This is a genomic window from Facklamia sp. P13069, from assembly GCF_050409405.1.
Lineage (GTDB): Bacteria > Bacillota > Bacilli > Lactobacillales > Aerococcaceae > Facklamia.
The window spans coordinates 43,503-64,478 of sequence record NZ_JBNUPN010000008.1 but is presented as its reverse complement, the minus strand read 5'-3'; the positions used below and the strand labels follow the sequence as shown (position 1 = coordinate 64,478).

Sequence of the window (20,976 nt, the reverse complement as noted above, 5' to 3'; positions counted from 1 at the left end):
TCTTTCCCCCTAGCGCTTCAGCTTAGGATCGAGTGCATCACGCAGACCATCCCCTAAGACATTTAATGCAAAAATCGTTGTAACAATAGCCAGTCCTGGGAAGAGGGTCATATGTACAGCATCTCGAATGTAAGAACGACCACCTGATAACATAGCTCCCCACTCTGGTGTTGGTGGCTCTAATCCTAAACCGATAAAACTTAAACCAGCAGCATTAATAATTGCATAGGCAACCCCGAGGGTCGCTTGAACAATAATCGGTGCCATACAGTTTGGAATGATATGTTTTAAGATAATTCTAAAATCACTCGAACCATTTGCTTTAGCTGCTTCCACAAATTCCATATCACGAATAGAAAGCACAGAGGAGCGTACTAAACGCGCATAACCGGGAATAGCTGCAATCCCCACAGCAATCATAAGGTTTGCCAATCCGGGCCCTAAAGCTGCCATAATAGCAATCGCTAATAGAATATCTGGTATCGATTGTAGAATATCAATAAAGCGCATAAGCATATTATCTACTCGACCACCATAATAACCTGTCACTGCTCCAATCGCTACACCAATAATCAGTGAAATCGATACCGAAATAAATCCAACTTTTAGGGAAATTCTTGATCCATAAATAACCCTAGAAAAAATATCACGACCCAAATCATCTGTTCCAAATAGATGTTCTGAACTTGGTGGTGCAAATTGATTTTGTAGGTTTTGTTCAGCAAAACCATAAGGAGCAATCTGATCTGCAAAAATAGCCACTAATACCAAAAGTCCAATAATAAAGAGACCCACCATTGCCAATTTATTACGTTTCATACGAATCCAAATGTCTTGCAGACCACGGAAGCGACCACGCTTATGTTCTTGCTCTTTCAGATAATGGTCCTTTACAACTGAATGCTCTTCTTCCATTCCGCTAACTATCTGATTACGGTCTAATTCAGCTACTTCATCTTTTTCAGAGTTTAATTTAGGATTTTCCATGTTGATACCCCCTTACACATATTTTGTCTTAATTCGTGGGTCAACATAGGTATATAGGATATCCACAATTAAGTTAACAATACTAAAGGTTACCGCCACAAAGAGAACACATCCCAGAACCATCGGCATATCACGCATCTTGATGGAGTCAACCATCAAACGACCAATACCAGGAATTGAGAAGATTACCTCTGTCATTAAGGCTCCCCCCATAAGCTGACCAAACTGAGTACCGACAATTGTAATGATTGGAATCAAGGCGTTTCCAAGCGCATGCTTCCAAACGACAACATTTTGCCGCTGACCCTTGGCTTTTGCTGTTTGAATATAGTCTTGTCGAATAACTTCCAGCATTGAAGATCGAGTCATCCGCGTAATAACCGAAACGGACTGGGATCCCAAGGCAACAGCAGGAAGAACCATCTGAGATGGCATTGAAAATCCTGATGATGGGAACCAGCCTAGTCTAACAGAGAATAACATAATAAGTAAAAGTCCTAACCAGAATACTGGCATTGAAATACCAATTAAAGCAAAAACCATAGCGATATTATCAAAAATAGAATACTGTTTAATCGCACAGATAATTCCAATTGGAATACCTAATAGAACAGCAAAAGAAATGGAAAGAAATGCTAATTTTATTGTAGCACCTGCTCGGTTAAAAATCTCAGCTGCAACTGAAGACTTAGTAATATAGGAAGTTCCTAAATCTAATTTAGTAAATACATTCTTAATGTAACGACCAAATTGTACTAAGAACGGATCTTCTAATCCCATTTCTAGTCTTAAAGCCTTAACTGCTGCCTCAGAAGCAGAAGGTCCTAAAGCATTTCGTGCAGGATCTCCTGGAGTGATATAAAGCAAAGCAAATACAATAAAAGAGACGCCTAAAATGACAGGAATTAAATACAATAGCCTTTTTAATATATATTTTAGCATGTTTTAACGCACCCTCTTCTTTAGATAGAGGAGATGTTTCCATCTCCTCTAGAATACAATGAACTATTTTTCTCCCTTAGTTACCGGCGCTAATTGATACCATCCAAATGGAGAAAGTTTAATATTTTTAACATCTTTTTGAGCACCCACTGTCAATTCTTTATTGTGCTCTGGAATCCAAGCTGTGATATCCATTAAATGTTCTTGTGCTTGACGGTAAAGGTCTGCACGCTCCTCATCATCTTGAGAGAAACGGGCTTCTTCTAACATCTTATCTAACTCATCATCTTCAAGATAGATGTAGTTACCGCCTTCACCTTTAGCTGAAGAGTGGAAGCATGGATATAAGAAAGTATCTGGGTCTGGAGAATCTGCTGTCCATGCAATTTCAAACATATCGTGTTTACCATTCTTAATTAACTCGTTAAATGCTGACCATTCTAATACGTTTATTGAAACATCAATACCTACTTCTGATAATTGTTCCTTCATAGCAGTTGCCATATCAATCCGGTCTTTGTTTTCATTAGTTGAAATAGAAGTTTCAAAGCCATCTGGGAAACCAGCTTCTTCTAGTAATTCTTTCGCTTTTTCAACGTCGCGTGCACGTGGCTCATATTCATCAGAGATAGAATAAGCTAACGTAGGTGACATTACACCTGTAGCTGTTTGACCTAATCCTTTAAATACAGCTTTAACGATCGAATCAATGTCAATTGCATAAGAAATCGCTTCACGAACTTTTGGATCATTAAATGGTTCTTTAGCAATATTAAATCCTAAATAAGTTGTCCCATAGTCAAAAGATTTCAATAATTGTAATTTATCATTGTTTTCAACCTTCTCAAGATCAATTGCTGAGATGTCATAAGCAATATCTACCCCACCAGATTCCAACTCAATCACACGGTTACTTGGTTCAGGGATTACACGGAAAATTAAATTCTTGTATTCAGTTTTTTCCCCATGGTAATCATCAAAACGTTCCATTTCAACAGAATCTGCCTTGGTCCACTTAACAAATTTCACAGCGTTAGTTCCTACAGGATTACGTGCGTAATCATTACCTGCTTCGTTTACTGCTTTTTCATTTACGATATATGCACCAGGGTGGCATAAAGCAGCTAAAATACCAGAAAACGGCTCAGTTTGTTTAAATTCTACTGTATAGTCATCAGTAGCTTTTACAGAGTCAATATCGATTGTTTCGAATAAGTGCTTCACGTTTGGTGCTTCAATCGCACGTTTTAGAGAAAAAACAACGTCAGATGCCTTTAATTCTTCTCCATTATGGAATTTGATTCCTTGTTTTAATTTAAAAACGTATGTTGTTTCATCAGGTTGATCAAAACTTTCAGCCAAGCTAGGTTCTGCCTTACCCTCATCATTGATTTTAACTAATCCCTCATATATTTGAGTCATAACATGACTGGACTGGTTATCATTAGTGGCAATCGGATCGAGTGAAATTGCATCCCCAGATACAGCAACTGTTAAAGTTTCGCCACTTCCTCCACCAGAACAGCCTACTAATAAAAATACGCCCATTAACAATAACGTAAATAATCCTAATTTTCTTTTCATCATAATTGCTCCTTTATTTATTTGAAAAATCAACTCTCTTAAAAGTGAAGTTTTTCACAAAGACCAGATAACAATAACTTACCCATTATCCTCCTTCCATAAATATTCATTCCGTTGCAAGCGGATTCATATTTTCAGTCTACCTTTTACCTGTTTGTTTGTCAACGCTTTCTTTATTGACATACAGCTATCTTTTAAAATTTTTATTTTGCTCTAAAATATAATATGAGTAACTATCAAAAAATTTATTGATTTATTTAGTGAAATTTTTTAGTTAATTTTTGGTTAATATTTTATTTATATTGTGAATAAATAAATATGAACGACCTTCATTTTTTTGTTGAGCATATTATTCATTTAAATAGTTTCTTTTCTTTGATTTTCTTCACAATCTTTATTGGATAAGAACGACTTTATTTCAATGAATTAAGTAATTATAGATTGTGCATTCTCTAGATCAAAAAATTCAATAAAAAAATACTGGATCTAAGTCCAGCATTTTTTTATCACTTTATTGAAATGATAATTTGAAAATAAATTATTAAAATTTTATTAGGCAAATGCTTTAATTTCTTTAGACAGTAAAGTCTAAGCTTTGGGAACGGTCGACAAAAATAACACTGACTAAAGTTCCAAGGACGAGAGTTGGAATCCATGCAAAGCCAATTTTTACTAGGGGCATATCTACAAGCCACTTCCACTCGATGACTTTAGCGTTCAATAGAACAGAAAAAAAGCTAACTAATAAGACGAACAGTAGAGGTAATAAAAATTGCATTCTGTTAAGTGGTCGCACTTTATGTAAGATGACAAGGAAAATAAGAGACATAGTGACAGGATAAATTATCTCTAAAACAGGACCACTAGTCGCAATAATTTGATCCAATCCTTGATTGGCCATTAACCATGACACAGCAGTCATTATGATAACATGATTTTGATAGGAAATCTTAGGGTATAGATCATGAAAAAACTGACTAATTGCTGCTACTAGGCCACAAGCGGTGGTTAAACAAGCTAAAAAGACAATAATTCCTAACAAAGCAACACCGGATTGCCCCATAGCATTATTTGCTATAGTCTGTAATAGAAAAGTTCCAAGATTTTGACCTTCAGGCAGAGCCTCTGTTAGACTAATATGATTACCAACCCATGCTAGACCAAAGTAGAAAAGTCCCAATAAGCTTGCTGCAATTAATGAAGCCTTGCTTCCTTCTTTTAATAGTGTTTTTTGATCGAAGACACCTTTTGTTTCAAAAGCACTTTTAACAACAATAGCAAAGGCTAATGTGGCAAGTGTGTCCATAGTAGCATAACCCTTAACAAAACCTTCAGCCAAAGGATTGTTTTGATATGCTATTTTCATCGGAGCAGAAGGTTCATTTGTTCGATAAAGGAAATAGGATCTTACTAGAAAAATGACTAAGGAAATTAACAAAGCTGGCGTCAGCCACTTGCCAATCGCATCAACTATCGAATTCTTATTTAATGAAATCCACAAAACAAGGCCAAAAAAGACGAAGGTAAATAGGGCTAAAGTAATCCCATTAGCGTTAGATATATATGGAAGAGCGGACATCTCATAAGTAGTTGTGGCCGTCCGCGGAATAGCAAACAAGGGCCCTATGATTAAATAGTTACAAGTTAATAAAACAATCGCAAAGACAGAGTTAATTTTACTCAAAGCATTAAAATAACCGCCTTTTAAACTTGAGCCAACAATCATCGACAATAATGGCAACCCGACGCCGGTAATGATGAAACCTAAAATAGCTGGTAATAAACTCTGACCAGCTTCGTGGCCGAGAGCAACTGGAAAGATTAAGTTGCCTGCTCCAAAAAACATGGCAAATAACATAAAACCAATAGCTAATAGATCTTTCTTCTTCATACTAATCCCTCCAGAAAATAAAGTAGGTTTATTTTATTAAAATTGCATGAGGATTTCAAGAGGAATTTCTAATAAAAATTAAGTAAACGAATTCATTTATACAATCAAAAAAGCTGGCCATTAGCCAGCTTTTACTTTTTCTATTATTCTGCTTCTTCTGAAGAATCATCTTGATCATCAGATGCTTCTTCATTCTGATCGTCTTCATCGTCTTCATTGTCTTTAGAATCAAAAGCTGGTTCTAAGTGTCCTTCTTCCGCTAATTTATCGACAAATTCACGTACTTCAGGAGATGAGAAAGCTTTTTGTAATGCCTTAGCTGCTTCACTATCTTTATTTCCTTCACGAACTGAAAGAATAATAGCAAAAGTATTTTCATCATCTTTTTCTAAGAACAAAGCATCTTCAGGTTTTAAATCAATTGAAGCAATATAAGTTGGGTAGTTGAAAACTAATTCAACGCCATCCTCATAAGCACCTGTTAAGTTTAATAAGTCAACACTTGTAAACTCGAAGTTATAAGGATTTTCAGTAATGTCATCTACTGTCGGGAAAAGACCTGCTTCATCATCTAATTCAATTAAGTCATTTTGTTCAAGGACAAATAATGCACGTGCCTCATTTGTTGGATCTGAAGGAATAGCCACTTCTGCGCCCTCTTCGATATCTTCCATTGACTCATAAACAGGTGAATAGAACCCAACAACAGCGTTATATACTGGTTGAATGGCTACTAAATCTGCTTCACGCTCTTCATTGAACATTTCCATAAATGGAAGGTGTTGTGCAAAACTTCCAAAGGCTTCATCATTAAACACTGCTTCATTGTATTGAATATTATCAGAAACCTCTACTAATTCAATAGAGTAAGGCTCTTCAATTACATCCGCTGCAATTTCAACGATATCAGTCATCGGTGGCATATGAGAAGCAATCTTTAATACATTATCTTCTTGTGCCGAAACGGATAGTAGACCGCTTAAAGCTAGTGACACTGATGCAAAAGTAACAAAGCTCTTAAATAAATTTTTATTAAACATCTAATTCCTCCTATTATCTCTTATCTAACTTACGCGCAATTTTTAAACCTAACCATTGTAGAATTTGAACAATGATTATGATTAGAATAATCGCAAAATACATGATATCCGTTTCATACCTCTGGTAACCATATCGGATAGCAAAATCTCCTATCCCACCGCCGCCAACTACCCCCATAATGGTCGAATAAGATAGAAAGGATACAAAAGCAGTGGTAAATCCAATAATTAAAGATGACCGTGCTTCAACAAATAGAAATTGAGTGACTAACTCCCAAGTATTCGCTCCAAGGGAATCAGCTAATTCCACCACGCCTTTAGGAATGTCATGCAAAGACTGTTCCACGAAGCGAGCATAAAGGGCAATGGCAATCAACATCATCGGAAAGGATGCTGCAATCGGATCGCCAGTTGCTCGCCCATAAACCATTCGAATAAGGGGTTGCATTGCGACAACAAGTAACAAAAAAGGAAAAGAACGAACAATATTTACAAATAGGTTTAAGCTAGAATTCAAAAAATAATCCTTTCTTGCTTTACCCATTCGCTGACCCGGACTAGTCAAAAATAAAAGAGTACCTAAAGGAAGACCTAACAAAATAGCTGCTGCTGAGGAGAAAAAAAGCATAATACTTGTTTCTTGAAGACTTTTCCATAATTTTGGCCAATATTCAATGACGCGCACTATTATTTCTTCCAACATCTTAGCTTAGGACCTCCTTCACTTTATCATAATAACTTCCTACTAGTTCTTGGTCACGGTCGGTCAAATTATCAACTATATCTATTAAACCACCTTTTTCCATAATTGCCACTCTGTCGCAAAGTTGCCTTACAAAACCCAATTCATGGGTCACCACTATAATTGTCATGTCGAATTGTTGATGTGCTGCTTTTAATATTTGAACAATTTCATTCGTTCGCATGACATCCAAAGCAGAGGTCGGCTCATCACAAAGCAAAATTTTTGGTTTAGTAATTAACGCTCTTGCAATACCAACTCTTTGTTTTTGCCCCCCCGACAACTGACCAGGATATTGATCTTTTTTATCAGCTAGACCAACAAAATCAAGAACAGAATCAAGAGACAGGGCATTTGAATATTTAAACAATTTAAGGGGTAAGGTGATATTTTCACCAACTGTTTTATTATTCAATAAATTAAAATGCTGAAAAATCATACCTACAGACTTACGATGGAGTCGCAGTTCTTCCTTGCTGAGTTGCAATAGATCTTGTCCATCAATTAATACCTTTCCTTTATCTGGTTTTTCTAAAAGATTAATAAACCTTAAAAGAGTCGATTTTCCAGCACCACTTTCTCCTACCAAACCAAAAATTTCCTTATTTTGGATCGTTAGGGAAACACCATCAACCGCTTTAACTTGTTTATTATTCAAATAGTAATGTTTAGCAACATCAAATAATTCGATCACAAACAATCACCACCTTTCTGCCACAAGTCATAAGAGCATTATAACATAACTTTTTGATATTTCACATTAAATGAAGTTTAAAAGACATTGTGAAAATATAAATTGAAACATTAGTATAAATGCTTTTATTTAACTTTTTATTGTGATTAGTTTAAATTTAGTTTAAAAATGTGCACAAAAAAAGTAGTGGAGAAATATTCACTACTTTAAATATAAACTTATTATCTATATAGCTTACGATCGAATAAACGAGGGGCTGCTTGATAGACTAGGATTAGAATGATTGCCGAAGCAAAAGATGTTAATAAGGCACTCGCTCCATTCATGATAAATGAGAAGACTAAGGGTGACATCCCTTCAGATGCATAAGATCCCCAATAAATATAGCCAGCGACAAAGTGCCAGAAGAAACGTGCAAATGTTCCAATGAAAGTTGCTAAAATTAAAGGCCAAGCTTTATTTTCAGACTGATAAAAACGCTCAGACATTAAGCCCGCAAAACCACCAAAAGCAAAAGCAAGGAGGTATTCAATTAATACCTGACTAACGCTTAAAAAATATACATTCCCTAGGGGGAAATGTAGCAAACCCCAGAGAAAGCCGCAAAACAGCCCCCATTTAAATCCTCGTTTTAAGGATAAAATTGTCAATGGTACCATGCCTAAAGAAATCGTTAATGAAGCACCGAAATTTGTCGGTAATAAAGACAGGACCACTGCGATAGCAGCAAAAATAGCTGCTTCTACTAGAAGTAAAACATTTTTATTCTTTCCCATAAAAAAACTCCTTACATTTTTGCAAAGTAAAGAGAAAAGGCATAAAGTCCCTATTTCAAAGTAATTCCTACGCACGTTTGACCGTGATCAGGTTCAAGGGTCTGGAACAAGTCCACTCTCAGCTTCAAGGCTCCCCTTTACTTTACGATTATTTAACTGACATTATTTTAGCATTCAAATGTTTGCTTGTAAATTAATTCTTTTCAATTTTCATTTTAAAAAAGCTAATATTTCTTGACCGTTTTTGAAATATAAATTGATGATTGCTTCTAATAATCTATCACTTAGCGTCTTAAATCGATTCGCTCACTGATAAAATAGATAATTATTCCTCCAGCCAATAGAGATAAGCCTTCACTAACCATCATACTTACAAGTCGGGTTATAAAAGTTTCCCAAGGAGCTCCTAAAAAAACAACTAACAAGGCAATATTAACCATCGATATAGTCATGGATAGGCCAATAATTAAATATTTGAAAAACAGCGACTTATTAATTTCATCTTTCTTACTATCAATTAAAGGAAATAGTTTTTCAATGATAGAGCAAGCTAAATGTAAAAAAATAAAGCTAGTGAGCGAGCCAATGATCATATCCCAAATACCGTAAGAAAAATAATTGACAATAAAAACGCCTAAAGTAACTCCTAAAATATAACGTTTATTATAAAGGGCTAAAAAATTCAATCCCTCACTGATACGAATTCCCAATCCAAAGGAAAGAGGGGAAATTATCAAAGTCAACACAATGTAGCAAGCAGCAACTAATGCTATTCGCGTTAAATCATTAGTAGTATATCTTTTTTTCATATTAGTCTCCTTTATAGAGCAGGCTCTAGTAATTACTATGACCAAAGGACTGAGGGTGGCTTGATCCACCGAAGAATCATAGTGTTCATAAAGAACAGACCGTAGTATATCATAAGTAGATTGCACAAGTAAAGACTCAGATTCCTAATAAAAAAGCCAAGAATCGGTCTATTTTCGACTAATTCTTGGATAAATTATTAGTAGTTTCTATTCAGCGATAATATCTCTTAACTTATCTTTTGCTCGTCTCAAAGCATTTTTGACTCGATTTTTATCAATGCCTAAATACTCAGCAATTTCTCTTGGTTTCATTGATAAATCACTATAACAGAAGATAATCTGTCTTTCAAAAAGACTTAGCTTAGCAAGATAACGTTCTTTTTCTTCATTGACAATAACTTGTAATTCGGGAGTAGTTGCTAATTGATAGTCATAGCTTAAGCTCTTATGACTAATACTATCACCAATTTCAAGCTGATCGCGTTCAGCGTCCATTCCAAAGCGAATGGTCTGAGCTTCTTTGGAATTGCGACGGAGTAAATTAATCAGGTAATTATACAATGATCTTTGAAAATAAGGGGCAAAATAACCACCATAAGCAGGATCATAATGTTGAATTACCCGATACATCAGGATAACTCCTTCTTGAATAATGTCTTCTGGTTCATAGCCATCCACTGGCATTTGATAAGCAAATTTTTTTAAGAGGGGAATAAAACGTTCAACTAGTAACATAAATGAAAACTCATCAGCGATATTTTCTTTCAAGCGCATAATCAACATTTCATTGGTCAAATGGTCAAACTCGTTCATTTCATCTCTCCATTATTCATTCTTGTCATCATCTAAGCGAAATCTTAGATCATCTAATAGCTTCAATTGGTCAAGCTTCCAAGGGCTCCGCCGCCTGATTAACTGTGAATAGTGGTCTTCAACTGTTTGTCGAACTTGTCTTTTATTAAATTGTAACTGCATATAAAGCTCATTAGCAGACATTCGCATGGCACCTTTTTGAAAAATTAGCCATTGCTCTGCCATATCACTTGTCGCAACTACCACACGATTAAGAGGAGAAATCCAATGAGCTACTTCTCTTTCAATATAGGAATCAGCTGTTTCCCCTTCTTGTGTAAAAACAACTTCGACTTGATAGTGTTCATAAATTTGTGTTATTCCGGGAACAAATTGTGCATCAAAGACAACGATAATTTTGAGGTCTCGGTATTTTCGATATTCTGAAAGCTCAAATAATAATTGATCGCGCGCTTGATTTAACTGGTCCATTTTTTTAAGTTGGGTAAGTTCTGGCCATGCACCAATCATGTTATAACCGTCAACAAATAAAATTTCCTGACGTTTATATCGCATGATAATCCCTACTTTCCAATACGGTGGCGTGCTACTTCATACATCAAGACTGCACTTGCAACAGATGCATTCAAACTTTGCACATGCCCAACCATCGGAATAGTAACGATTCCATCTGCTGATTTTTTTACAAGTTCAGAAACCCCTTGACCTTCATTACCAATTACTAATGCAATTGGTCCGTGTGAATCCCACTGACGCATATCTTCTCCAGCCATATCCGTCGCAAAGATCCATATTCCCTTTTCTTTTAACTGATCCATAACCTGTTTAATGTTAGCTACTCGGATCACTGGAACATGTTCAATGGCTCCAGTAGATATTTTTGCAACTACATTGGTTAATCCAACTGAACGTCTTTTAGGGATAATCACCCCATGAACGCCTGTAGCGTCTGCCGTTCTTAGAATAGAGCCCAAGTTATGTGGATCGACAATCCCATCTAAAATAAGAATAAAAGGATCCTCTCCTCTTGAAGCTGCTAACTGAAGAGCATCTTCTAGTTCAGCGTAATCAAAAGGAGGAATAGTTAGAACAACACCTTGATGATTTTCACCATCAACCATTTCATCTAGCTTCGACTTTGGCACTTCCTGGAATACAATTCCTTTAATTTTAGCCATTTTTATTATACTAGATATTACTTCTCCTGCAATCCCTATTTGAATAAATAATTTATTAACTTGCTTTTTTGTTTCTAAATAAGCTTGAACAGCATGTTTACCATAGATCGATTCACTATTTTCAAAAGCTTTTGAGTCTACCAAAGGCTCTTTGAAAGAATTTATATTGGAGCGTTTTTTCTTATGAAAATCCGCTGTATGATTTTTCTTTCTCATTATTAGGCTCCTTCTTCATTAATATATTGAATCGCTAGTTGAATTAAATGATAGCAACGCTCTTCTTGTCCACTTAATTTAAGCCAACCCAATAATGCCTCAAATCCGCTAGCTTGACGGTAATCACCGATCGAAGCATTTTTAGCTTTTGTATTGGCCTTATGATTGCGCCCACGTTTATAGATTTGAATTTCTTCAGCTGTTAAGAAATCGTCTTGCTGAATCCAATGATGCATCACTTTCGCTTGCCCCTTAGCCGAAACATATTTGATGGCGGCTTTGTGCAATTTATTGGGATGCGTTTTTCCTAATTCAATCACATGCTTGCGTATCTCTACTTCAAAAACAGCATCTCCTACATAGGCTAAGGCTGCGCCATTTAGCAAAGAATACTTATCTGGTGTATTTTCATTTGTCACTTTTATCCTCTTTTCCACCTTGTTCCTTGCGGAGTATCATCTAATAAAATATTTTGCTCTTTCAACCAATCACGAATTTCATCCGCTCTTTGAAAGTTTTTCTCTTTACGCGCTTGATTTCTTTCCTCAATTAAATTTTCAATCTCGCTATCAAGGACTTCTGTCGAATTTAATTCCAAACCGAAGATCCCTAAAAGTTGATACATCAATTGATTGATTTCTTTTAACAATTGAAGCGCCACAGCTTCTTGATCAAGATAGCGATGAATTTGCTTACTCATTTCAAAAATAGCTGATAAAGCATTAGCCGTATTGAAGTCATCTTCCATCGCTTGATTAAAAGCATCCACGCCTTCTTTGATTGCTTCTCTTACTTCCTGTTCTCTATCAAGACTAGCTTGTCCACTTCCTAAATGATCCATTCGATAGGCTAAGCGATCCATCAGTTCTTTCAAACGTTCAACTTCACGACTTGCAGTAGCGATGGCATTAGCATCATAACGGATAGGACGACGGTATTGCACACTAGCTAAAAGATAGCGTATAACCATTGGATCGTATTCTTTAATAATATCCCTTAGAAGCACAAAATTACCTAATGATTTCGACATTTTCTCTCCATTGGATCCCATAGTTACAAACCCATTATGTAACCAATATTTAGCAAATGGATGAGAATAATCAGAATGGGCTTCGGACTGAGCGATTTCATTTTCATGATGAGGAAACTGTAAGTCTTGACCACCCCCATGAATATCAATCGTTTCACCCAAGTATTTCGTAGCCATTACCGAGCACTCAATATGCCATCCGGGTCTACCTTTACTCCATGGCGATTCCCAAGAAACCGCACTTTTTCCAGCTGCCTTCCATAAAGCAAAATCAATCGCATTTTCCTTTTTTTCACTCTCTTCATCAGTAATTCGTTGACTAGCGCCATCACGCAAATCGCTGATAGACTGGTCCGATAATTGGCCATACTTCTCAAATTTAGCTGTCCGATAATAGACGTCTCCTTGGCTTTCATAAGCATAGCCCTTATCGATTAAAACTTTAATAAAATCAATGATTTCTGGGATATTTTCCATAACACGCGGGTTATTGCTGGCGGGCTTAACATTAATCGCACGCATATCTTCTTTATAGGCAGCAATATACTTATCAGAAAGCTCTTTGGCTGTTAATCCTTCCTTTTCAGCTGCCTTAATAATTTTATCATCCACATCAGTAAAGTTACTGACAAAATTCACTTCATAACCGCGATACTCTAAATAACGACGAATAGTATCAAAAGCAACAGCAGAACGTGCATTACCAATATGAATATAGTTATATACTGTTGGCCCACAAAGATAAAAGCTCACTTTTCCTTCTTCTAGGGGAATAAAGTTTTCCTTTTGACGTGTTAAGGTATTAAATAATTGAATAGCCATCTTATGAACCCTCTTTCTATCATTAAACTTGAGGCTTATTATATCATTACTAGCACTTACTTTCGAATAAATATATTGGCATTTAATGAGTCCATAAAGAATTAAAAAAGCCGGAAATATTTCCGGCCAATAATTTATTGCACTTTTATGAGAAAATCATTTCAACAAGCTCTTCTGCTTCAACATTTCCTAAATATTTTTTAAGATCCATATTTTCTAGGGCCTTTAAAATACTTTGACGTTCAAATTTAACGCCAGTTATAGCATTTTCTACATCTTCAATTTCACCAAGTCCAAAGAAATCACCATAAATTTTGGTATCGGTAATCATGGCATCTTTAATGTTGAAGCGCATATCTACAAAACCGAAAGGGAATTTGTGAGAGGCTTGAATATCAAATTTTGGTGAGTGACCGTAGTTCCAATCCCAATTACCAAAACGCTCTTCACGAATTTGATAAACCTTTTCCCAGTCTTCTTTTGTCAAATGATATTCTTTAACATCTTCGCGTTTTTCAACATTAAAGATTTCTAATAAGACAAGGTCTCTGAATTGCTCAGTAGTTAACTCTTTATACTTATCATCCACGTAAGGCTTTAAGTTTGTCACCCGTGAGCGTACTGACTTGACACCTTTAGATTCAAACTTTGCTTTGTTTGGTTTTAATGCATTATTGACTTCGTCTAAATCAGAATCGAATAAAATCGTTCCATGAGCTGTCATACGCCCACGTTTAGCATACATTGCATTACCAGAGAACTTCTTGCCATCTACTAGTAAATCATTTCGGCCTAACAATTCAGCTGAAGTGGCTCCCATCTTATGTAAAGCATCAATGACGGGTTGAGTAAATGCTTTAAAATCTCTAAATGTTCCATCATCATCTTTGATAAAGCAGAATGAGAAGTTTCCTAAATCATGGTAAACGGCTCCCCCACCTGACATACGGCGAACTACTCGAATATTATGTTCATCAACATAAGCTTGATTAATTTCTTCAAAAGTATTTTGATTACGGCCAATAATAATCGAAGGTTCATTAATGTAGAAAAGTAAAATTGGCTCATCGACTAAGCGATTCTCTACTAAATAAGTTTCCAAAGCAATATTGACACTCGCATCATAGTTATTTTCATTATCTACGAAATACATAAGTAGCCTCCTTCAAATTTGTGCATATTTATTATGACATTCCATTATTTAAAGCTCAAGAAAAAGCTCTCAAACAAAAGTGGAAACCATCGGTTTCCACTTTGTATTCACTAAAGCGATAAAACTTGCTGAATATGGTCTAAGGCTTTTTTCTTGCCTAGTACTTCAATCATATCCGGCAATTCTGGACCATGCATTTGACCAGAAACCGCAATTCGGATTGGCATAAAGAGGTTTTTCCCTTTAATACCTGTTTCCTTTTGAATTTCCTTAGTCAATGGTTTGATATTGCTAGCTACAAAATCTTCATCTGACAAAGCCTGTAATTTGCTTTGCATAGCTTGAACGACTGTTGAAGCACTCTCAGCTTGCATAATTTCTTTTGCTTCCTCACTCAGCTCTAACTTATCATTGAAGAATAAGCTAGATGCTTCAACAATCTCAGCACCATAAGAAATTTGCTCATGGTATAAGCTAACTAGCTTTTTAACCCAGGCTAATTCTTCTGCATTAGGATCAGCACTTACTTTTCCTGCTTTTTGTAAATGAGGTAATGCATAGTCTACCACTGTCTCAAGATCTGCTGCTTTCATGTAAGTGTTGTTAATCCATTCTAATTTCTTCTTATCAAATGAAGCAGGAGAAGTTGATAGACGTTCTGGGTCAAATTGTTCCACTAACTCTTGTGGCGAGAAGATTTCTTCTTCACCTTTTGGTGACCAACCTAATAAGGCAATAAAGTTAAACAAAGCCTCTGGTAAATAACCTAAGTTACGGTATTGCTCAATAAATTGTAGGATTCCACCATCACGTTTAGATAACTTTTTATTAGTTTCGGCATTAATAATTAATGTCATATGACCAAATTCTGGATATTCCCAATCAAAAGCATCATAAATCATCATTTGTTTAGGGGTGTTCGCAATATGGTCATCTCCACGTAAAACATGAGTGATCTTCATCATATGATCATCCACAGTTACAGCAAAGTTATAAGTAGGCATACCGTCTCTCTTTTGAATTACCCAATCGCCTGAAATATTTTTCGATTCAAAGCTTACAGGCCCTTTTACAATATCATCAAATTGATAAGTAACATTTGCTGGTACTCTAAAACGAACAACAGGCTGACGGCCCTCAGCTTCAAAAGTTTCTTGTTCTTCCTTGGTTAAGTGGGCATGTTTTCCCCCATAATGAGGCATTTCTCCACGAGCCTTTTGTTCTTCTCTTTCTGCTTCTAACTCTTCTTCAGTCATATAGCATTTATAAGCCAAGTCACGAGCTAATAAGTCATCAATCAAGGGTTGATAGATATGCAAACGCTCTGATTGTCTGTAAGGACCATATTCACCAGGATTAACCGGGGATTCGTCCCAATCAATACCTAGCCAAGTTAGATTGTCTAATTGGCTTTGTTCACCATGTTCTAGATTACGTTTTGTATCTGTATCTTCTGTCCGAATGATAAACGTTCCATCTTGTGAACGTGCATATAGATAATTAAACAAAGCTGTTCTCGCATTCCCAATGTGTAAATCGCCCGTAGGGCTTGGTGCATAACGCACACGAATTTTATCGCTCATTGTATTTCTCCTTTAATTCCATCTAGTCTACAAAAGCTATTGTACTCCTTCATCTAATGAGATTCAAATGCTCTTAATTTTCAAAAATTTTAGCAAAAATCATTCTACCAGCAGCTGTTTGCAAAGATGAAGTAACTACTACATTTAAATGCTTATTAATATAATTTTGGCCATCCTCAACCACTACCATGGTGCCATCATCAAGATAGGCCACCCCTTGGCGGCGTTCGGTTCCTGCTTTTATAATTTGAACTTGCATTTCCTCACCAGGTAACACTTCTGGTTTTACCGCATTGGCTAACTCATTAATGTTCAAGACAGGAACATTTTGAAATTCTGAAACTTTATTTAAATTGTAATCATTGGTTACCAAGATCGCATTTAAATCTTTAGCTAGCCTTACTAATTTCGCATCGACTTCTTCGATATCCGCATAGTCTCCTTCAAAAAAATCAATATTTATTTTGGAAGACTTTTGTAAAAGGTTTAGAATATCTAACCCACGTCTACCTTTTGCCCTTTTTAAAGAATCAGAAGCATCTGCAATATGTTGCAATTCAGATAAGACAAATTTTGGAACTAATAAACTTCCTTCTATAAAGCCTGTTTGAACCACTTCTGCTATTCTTCCATCAATAATTACACTAGTGTCTAATATCTTCAATCTTTGACCTGCTTTGACTTCGCTTTGTTTAGGTTTTTTATTCAATTCAAAAGAAGCAGATTGTAGTTTTTGGCCAGATTTTGTAAAGAGATGTAAGACTTCATCTCGGCGATTGATCATCATTTGATAACCAATCATTCCCCCTAAAACAGTCAGAACAAGCGGCATTGTACTCGATAAGAAAGGGATATCTAAAGACCCAATCGGCAACGAAAGTAAATAACCGATTAATAGTCCTAATAAAATGCCTAAAGCACCGAATAACAGATTTGGCGTTGACTGCTTTTCCAAAATAGATAGTAATTTATGAATTAATTGTTCAAAAAGCGGCGCAAGTAAAATACCTAATAACATAAAAATAAGTCCGAAAATCATACTATTCACAAAAGGATTGATTAATAATTGATGGTATAAGCGAAGACTACGCCAAATTTCTGCTCCTAAAGTATAGCCAAAACTTAAGCCAACAATCATTGATACACTAATCGTCATTTTTTTTATCATTTTTTCACCTCCTTTGTAAGAATTTTCAATTATTTAGGAAAAACGATTGAAATAGCTTGTTTGATCGTTTTAACTGGGATGACTTCAATCGATAGGTCCAGTTGTTTTAGATGCGATTGATTATTATAAGGGATAAAAACACGCTTAAAGCCTAATTTACTTGCTTCCTTAATTCGTTCTTCAATCTGATTGACTCTTCTAATTTCTCCAGTTAGACCAATCTCACCAATAAAGACATCATCTACTCTCACTTCTCGATTCCAATAGCTAGAAGCAATGCTTACAGCTATGGCTAAATCAATGGCGGGTTCATCTAAGCGAACCCCTCCAGTCGTTTTAAAAAAAGCATCTTGGTTTTGAACTAAAAGACCACAATGTTTCTCCATGACTGCTAATAAGAGCGATATACGTTGGTACTCTATTCCTGATGCGGTGCGTTTGGCGTTACCAAACACCGTCGGAGTCATTAATGATTGGATTTCAGCTAATACCGTTCGCGTCCCTTCCATGGCAGCAACAACTGTGGATCCGGTAGCACCTTCTATCCTCTCCTCTAAGAATAACTCTGAGGGGTTGGTTACTTCTACTAAACCTGTATCAATCATTTCAAAGACGCCAATCTCATTGGTAGATCCGTATCGGTTTTTTACAGCCCTTAAGATTCTGAAGCGATTATGTTTTTCACCTTCAAAGTATAAAACCGCATCTACCATATGTTCCAACATTCTAGGTCCCGCTATATTGCCTTCTTTAGTTACATGGCCAACTATAAAAATAGCAATTTTATGGTCTTTGGCTATTCGCATCAAAATATTAGTCGCTGCCCGTAACTGAGAAACAGATCCCACTAAGCCTTGATTGTCTGGTGATGCCATCGTTTGAATAGAATCGATGACTACGATTTCAGGATTCACTTCTTGAATTTGAGTCACAATATTACCCAAGTCCGTATCAGATAATAAATAAAAATCTTTACCACTTAATGCCAGTCTTTCAGCTCTGAGTTTAATTTGGGTTAAACTTTCTTCACCAGAAACATAAAGGACCCGCTGTTTCAAATTAGCTAAGCGAATGGATACCTGAAGTAATAAAGTCGATTTCCCGATTCCAGGATCGCCTCCAATTAAAACTAAACCACCTGGAACAATTCCCCCGCCTAATACTCGATCGAACTCTCCCATTTTTGTATTAATTCTTTCTTCAACTTGACTTGGAATTTGATCCAATTGAGTGGCTTTGCCGACCATTGATTGTGATGTATGAGTCAAAGTAGTTGAAGTAGTGGTTGTAGGGACCAATTGTTCTTCCATTTGATTCCAACTGCCACAATTTGGACATTTTCCTAACCACTTAGGTGACTCATAGCCACAAGCTAAACACTCATACATTACCTTATTTTTTGCCATTCAATCACTCCCTTAACCAGATGACCCAAAACCACCCTGTCGATCACTATTAACTACTTGATCGTCATCTACTTGTAGAAATTTAGAAAAAATTCCTTGAGCAATCCTTTCACCCTTATGAATGGTTCGATCCTTCAAGCCATAATTAATAAGTTGAATATATATATGTCCTTCATTTTTTTCATTATTATAATAATCTTGATCAATAATACCAATACCATTAGGTAGGGTTGTTTGGTGCTTATAACTTCCCGACGAGCGATTAACAATCTTCAAATATTCGTTTTCCATCATGTAGGCCTTTAAACCCGTTGGAACTAAAGTAGCCTGCCATAAGTCATCTTCCTTCATGGTTTCCTGACCCTTAATCATTAAAAAGGTATTATGTATTAAATAATAAACAGACTGTTTCCAAAAGGAAGGAAGTACAACCGTTTCGGCAGCTTCAATGTCATAGCCAGCTGAGTACTTGGTTTGCCGTTGAGGAATTCGAATCGCTTTATCCTTATACGAACGGATAACTTCAAAACCCCGATTTTTCTTTTCCATTTTATTCACATCCTTTCATTCCCATGCTAAATAAGCCGTTTATATGAAAACGCTTAATAATATTATACGTGATTCTTTTAGATATATCTATCTTTAATAGTTTTAAATTTATCTTATTTCACTAGTCCCATATAGCTTTTTCATCAATCCAAACAGATACTGAGGCTTGATTAACTGGGAAAAATCCTTTTCCTTGCTCATCTAATTCTACTTTGCCTGAGTGATTATTTAGATAATCAACATAAATAGCTCCTGCATTCAATTCACCCATACTCATCTCTTTAAAACCTGCCTCACTATTAGTCATCACTACTGCTATCCCGTAGGGATGTTCTTGTGTTCCTAGACAAGTCCAGCCTACGGTATTTCGATGGTCAAAGTAATCCACTTGCTCTCCGTAAGTATGATATTTTCGCAAGTGTAGTAAAGGATCGATTTGCTCTTGATAGGATGGGGACTTCTCTCCATTTTGTACTCCATAATAATCGCCATAAAAGAGAGTAGGAAGTCCTTGCTGACGCAAAAGAATTAAAGCATAGGCATGTTGTATAAACCATTCTTCGACTTGAGACTCAAGAGATTGTCCTAGTTGTGTGTCGTGATTATTAACAAATGTTACACTGACTAATGGATTGTCCTTAACTAAGCTTCCTGCAAAAATTTTACTTAAATCATACTGATTACTCGCTTGACTGGCTTGGTATAAATTCATATGTAAGCCTACATCAAAGAGATCTAACTGATAATTAATCGATTCTAAATAATCTAATTTTTTTTCAAGATCAGGATTCCAATATTCACCAATTAAATAAAAATCATCACCTTGTGTAAAATTAATTTCTTCACAGAGTTCTTTTATATAGTGAGAATCAATATGTTTTAATGCATCGAAGCGTAAACCTTTAACTCCCGTTTCATTCACCATCCATTTTAACCACTGTTTGATATGTTCGTTTACTTCAGGATGAGAAAAATCAATATCAGCAAACATCAGATAATCATAATTACCATAGGTACTATCTACCGATTGATCATCAGCCCAACCTTTTTCGTCGCCTAAAATTAAATAAACACCCTCTTCATTATTAGTCGCATCATAATCAATGCCACTAAAATGGTACCAGTGCCATTCAAAATCTGAGTATTTATTCGCTCTACCTGGAAAATAGAAATGGGTCCAACCTTCAATTTCATAAGGATCAGAAATCATTTCTTGACGGTTTTCAGGATTCACTTTCATCACATGAAATTTTTCTTTACCATCTGCATAAGCCTTATGATTAATCACAAGATCAGCAATTGGTAGAATATCTTTTTGTTTGAGTAATTGAATAGCCTTCAATAAGTCTTCCTTTTTACCATACTTAGTGCGCACATTTCCTGCTTGATCAAACTCGCCCAAATCCCAAAGATCATAGACTCCATATCCCACATCATTAATAGAAGTGGCTTTACAAAAAGGAGGAAGCCAGATATGATCCACACCTATTTCATACAAGTGATCTACATCATTTTGTAAGTTTATCCAATGTTTTCCTTCATTAGGCAGATACCATTCAAAATACTGCATCAATAAGTTATTTTTTTCCACTG

The 20,976-nt window shown here is 35.9% G+C and carries 20 protein-coding genes and 1 riboswitch; all 20 genes read right to left on the bottom strand.

All coding sequences use genetic code 11. The annotated features are described in order from the left end of the window. Nucleotides 1-9: 9 nt before the first annotated feature. Nucleotides 10-987, bottom strand: a complete 978-nt coding sequence (nikC, locus tag ACQV2T_RS03740) for a nickel transporter permease (protein ID WP_428881943.1) — start codon at nt 985-987, stop codon at nt 10-12. 12 nt (nt 988-999) lie between these two features. Then, on the bottom strand, nt 1,000-1,929 hold the full coding sequence (locus tag ACQV2T_RS03735; RefSeq protein WP_428873076.1) for an ABC transporter permease: 930 nt from the start codon (nt 1,927-1,929) through the stop codon (nt 1,000-1,002). 63 nt (nt 1,930-1,992) lie between these two features. Beyond that, nucleotides 1,993-3,513 (bottom strand): ABC transporter substrate-binding protein, encoded by a 1,521-nt coding sequence (locus ACQV2T_RS03730; protein WP_428873075.1) that lies wholly within the window; start codon nt 3,511-3,513, stop codon nt 1,993-1,995. A 574-nt stretch (nt 3,514-4,087) separates the two neighbouring features. After that, a complete protein-coding gene (brnQ, locus tag ACQV2T_RS03725; RefSeq protein ID WP_428875067.1) occupies nt 4,088-5,404 on the bottom strand; it encodes a branched-chain amino acid transport system II carrier protein in 1,317 nt (438 codons plus the stop codon). A gap of 143 nt (nt 5,405-5,547) precedes the next feature. Then, nucleotides 5,548-6,444, bottom strand: a complete 897-nt coding sequence (locus ACQV2T_RS03720) for a MetQ/NlpA family ABC transporter substrate-binding protein (protein WP_428873073.1) — start codon at nt 6,442-6,444, stop codon at nt 5,548-5,550. A gap of 13 nt (nt 6,445-6,457) precedes the next feature. Then, on the bottom strand, nt 6,458-7,147 hold the full coding sequence (locus ACQV2T_RS03715) for a methionine ABC transporter permease (protein WP_428893243.1): 690 nt from the start codon (nt 7,145-7,147) through the stop codon (nt 6,458-6,460). Between the two features lies 1 nt (nt 7,148). Next, nucleotides 7,149-7,880 carry a methionine ABC transporter ATP-binding protein gene (locus ACQV2T_RS03710; protein ID WP_428873071.1) on the bottom strand — a complete coding sequence of 244 codons (732 nt, stop codon included), beginning with the start codon at nt 7,878-7,880 and terminating at the stop codon, nt 7,149-7,151. Between the two features lie 221 nt (nt 7,881-8,101). After that, nucleotides 8,102-8,656 carry an energy-coupled thiamine transporter ThiT gene (thiT, locus tag ACQV2T_RS03705; protein ID WP_428893242.1) on the bottom strand — a complete coding sequence of 185 codons (555 nt, stop codon included), beginning with the start codon at nt 8,654-8,656 and terminating at the stop codon, nt 8,102-8,104. A 47-nt stretch (nt 8,657-8,703) separates the two neighbouring features. Next, a riboswitch (TPP riboswitch) is annotated at nt 8,704-8,803 on the bottom strand. A 137-nt stretch (nt 8,804-8,940) separates the two neighbouring features. Then, a complete protein-coding gene (locus ACQV2T_RS03700) occupies nt 8,941-9,465 on the bottom strand; it encodes a QueT transporter family protein (RefSeq protein ID WP_428893241.1) in 525 nt (174 codons plus the stop codon). Nucleotides 9,466-9,672: 207 nt separating this feature from the next. Beyond that, nucleotides 9,673-10,278, bottom strand: a complete 606-nt coding sequence (locus tag ACQV2T_RS03695) for a sigma-70 family RNA polymerase sigma factor (protein ID WP_428873068.1) — start codon at nt 10,276-10,278, stop codon at nt 9,673-9,675. Between the two features lie 12 nt (nt 10,279-10,290). Next, nucleotides 10,291-10,833, bottom strand: a complete 543-nt coding sequence (locus ACQV2T_RS03690) for an NYN domain-containing protein (protein WP_428873067.1) — start codon at nt 10,831-10,833, stop codon at nt 10,291-10,293. A gap of 8 nt (nt 10,834-10,841) precedes the next feature. After that, nucleotides 10,842-11,672, bottom strand: a complete 831-nt coding sequence (rlmB, locus tag ACQV2T_RS03685; protein WP_428873066.1) for a 23S rRNA (guanosine(2251)-2'-O)-methyltransferase RlmB — start codon at nt 11,670-11,672, stop codon at nt 10,842-10,844. Between the two features lie 2 nt (nt 11,673-11,674). Continuing rightward, on the bottom strand, nt 11,675-12,091 hold the full coding sequence (locus ACQV2T_RS03680; protein WP_428873065.1) for a Mini-ribonuclease 3: 417 nt from the start codon (nt 12,089-12,091) through the stop codon (nt 11,675-11,677). 2 nt (nt 12,092-12,093) lie between these two features. Beyond that, nucleotides 12,094-13,524: a cysteine--tRNA ligase gene (gene cysS, locus ACQV2T_RS03675; RefSeq protein WP_428873064.1), complete on the bottom strand. Its 1,431-nt coding sequence runs from the start codon at nt 13,522-13,524 to the stop codon at nt 12,094-12,096. Between the two features lie 145 nt (nt 13,525-13,669). Continuing rightward, nucleotides 13,670-14,677, bottom strand: coding sequence for a lipoate--protein ligase (locus ACQV2T_RS03670; RefSeq protein ID WP_428873063.1), 1,008 nt, complete (start codon nt 14,675-14,677; stop codon nt 13,670-13,672). Nucleotides 14,678-14,787: 110 nt separating this feature from the next. Then, nucleotides 14,788-16,260 carry a glutamate--tRNA ligase gene (gene gltX, locus ACQV2T_RS03665; protein WP_428881941.1) on the bottom strand — a complete coding sequence of 491 codons (1,473 nt, stop codon included), beginning with the start codon at nt 16,258-16,260 and terminating at the stop codon, nt 14,788-14,790. A gap of 73 nt (nt 16,261-16,333) precedes the next feature. Continuing rightward, on the bottom strand, nt 16,334-17,428 hold the full coding sequence (locus tag ACQV2T_RS03660; RefSeq protein ID WP_428873061.1) for a PIN/TRAM domain-containing protein: 1,095 nt from the start codon (nt 17,426-17,428) through the stop codon (nt 16,334-16,336). A gap of 29 nt (nt 17,429-17,457) precedes the next feature. Further along, on the bottom strand, nt 17,458-18,834 hold the full coding sequence (gene radA / locus ACQV2T_RS03655) for a DNA repair protein RadA (RefSeq protein WP_428873060.1): 1,377 nt from the start codon (nt 18,832-18,834) through the stop codon (nt 17,458-17,460). 12 nt (nt 18,835-18,846) lie between these two features. After that, on the bottom strand, nt 18,847-19,383 hold the full coding sequence (locus tag ACQV2T_RS03650) for a dUTP diphosphatase (RefSeq protein WP_428873059.1): 537 nt from the start codon (nt 19,381-19,383) through the stop codon (nt 18,847-18,849). A gap of 121 nt (nt 19,384-19,504) precedes the next feature. After that, entirely contained in the window at nt 19,505-20,974 is a 1,470-nt protein-coding gene (locus ACQV2T_RS03645) for an alpha-amylase (RefSeq protein WP_428893240.1), read from the bottom strand. Between the last annotated feature and the right edge of the window lie 2 nt (nt 20,975-20,976).

Excerpts from the sequence above, each read along its gene's own strand:
- nikC (WP_428881943.1), bottom strand. The coding sequence starts at position 987 with ATGGAAAATCCTAAATTAAACTCTGAAAAAGATGAAGTAGCTGAATTA.
- ACQV2T_RS03735 (WP_428873076.1), bottom strand. The coding sequence starts at position 1,929 with ATGCTAAAATATATATTAAAAAGGCTATTGTATTTAATTCCTGTCATT.
- ACQV2T_RS03730 (WP_428873075.1), bottom strand. The coding sequence starts at position 3,513 with ATGAAAAGAAAATTAGGATTATTTACGTTATTGTTAATGGGCGTATTT.
- brnQ (WP_428875067.1), bottom strand. The coding sequence starts at position 5,404 with ATGAAGAAGAAAGATCTATTAGCTATTGGTTTTATGTTATTTGCCATG.
- ACQV2T_RS03720 (WP_428873073.1), bottom strand. The coding sequence starts at position 6,444 with ATGTTTAATAAAAATTTATTTAAGAGCTTTGTTACTTTTGCATCAGTG.
- ACQV2T_RS03715 (WP_428893243.1), bottom strand. The coding sequence starts at position 7,147 with ATGTTGGAAGAAATAATAGTGCGCGTCATTGAATATTGGCCAAAATTA.
- thiT (WP_428893242.1), bottom strand. The coding sequence starts at position 8,656 with ATGGGAAAGAATAAAAATGTTTTACTTCTAGTAGAAGCAGCTATTTTT.
- ACQV2T_RS03700 (WP_428893241.1), bottom strand. The coding sequence starts at position 9,465 with ATGAAAAAAAGATATACTACTAATGATTTAACGCGAATAGCATTAGTT.
- ACQV2T_RS03695 (WP_428873068.1), bottom strand. The coding sequence starts at position 10,278 with ATGAACGAGTTTGACCATTTGACCAATGAAATGTTGATTATGCGCTTG.
- ACQV2T_RS03690 (WP_428873067.1), bottom strand. The coding sequence starts at position 10,833 with ATGCGATATAAACGTCAGGAAATTTTATTTGTTGACGGTTATAACATG.
- rlmB (WP_428873066.1), bottom strand. The coding sequence starts at position 11,672 with ATGAGAAAGAAAAATCATACAGCGGATTTTCATAAGAAAAAACGCTCC.
- cysS (WP_428873064.1), bottom strand. The coding sequence starts at position 13,524 with ATGGCTATTCAATTATTTAATACCTTAACACGTCAAAAGGAAAACTTT.
- ACQV2T_RS03670 (WP_428873063.1), bottom strand. The coding sequence starts at position 14,677 with ATGTATTTCGTAGATAATGAAAATAACTATGATGCGAGTGTCAATATT.
- gltX (WP_428881941.1), bottom strand. The coding sequence starts at position 16,260 with ATGAGCGATAAAATTCGTGTGCGTTATGCACCAAGCCCTACGGGCGAT.
- ACQV2T_RS03660 (WP_428873061.1), bottom strand. The coding sequence starts at position 17,428 with ATGATAAAAAAAATGACGATTAGTGTATCAATGATTGTTGGCTTAAGT.
- radA (WP_428873060.1), bottom strand. The coding sequence starts at position 18,834 with ATGGCAAAAAATAAGGTAATGTATGAGTGTTTAGCTTGTGGCTATGAG.
- ACQV2T_RS03650 (WP_428873059.1), bottom strand. The coding sequence starts at position 19,383 with ATGGAAAAGAAAAATCGGGGTTTTGAAGTTATCCGTTCGTATAAGGAT.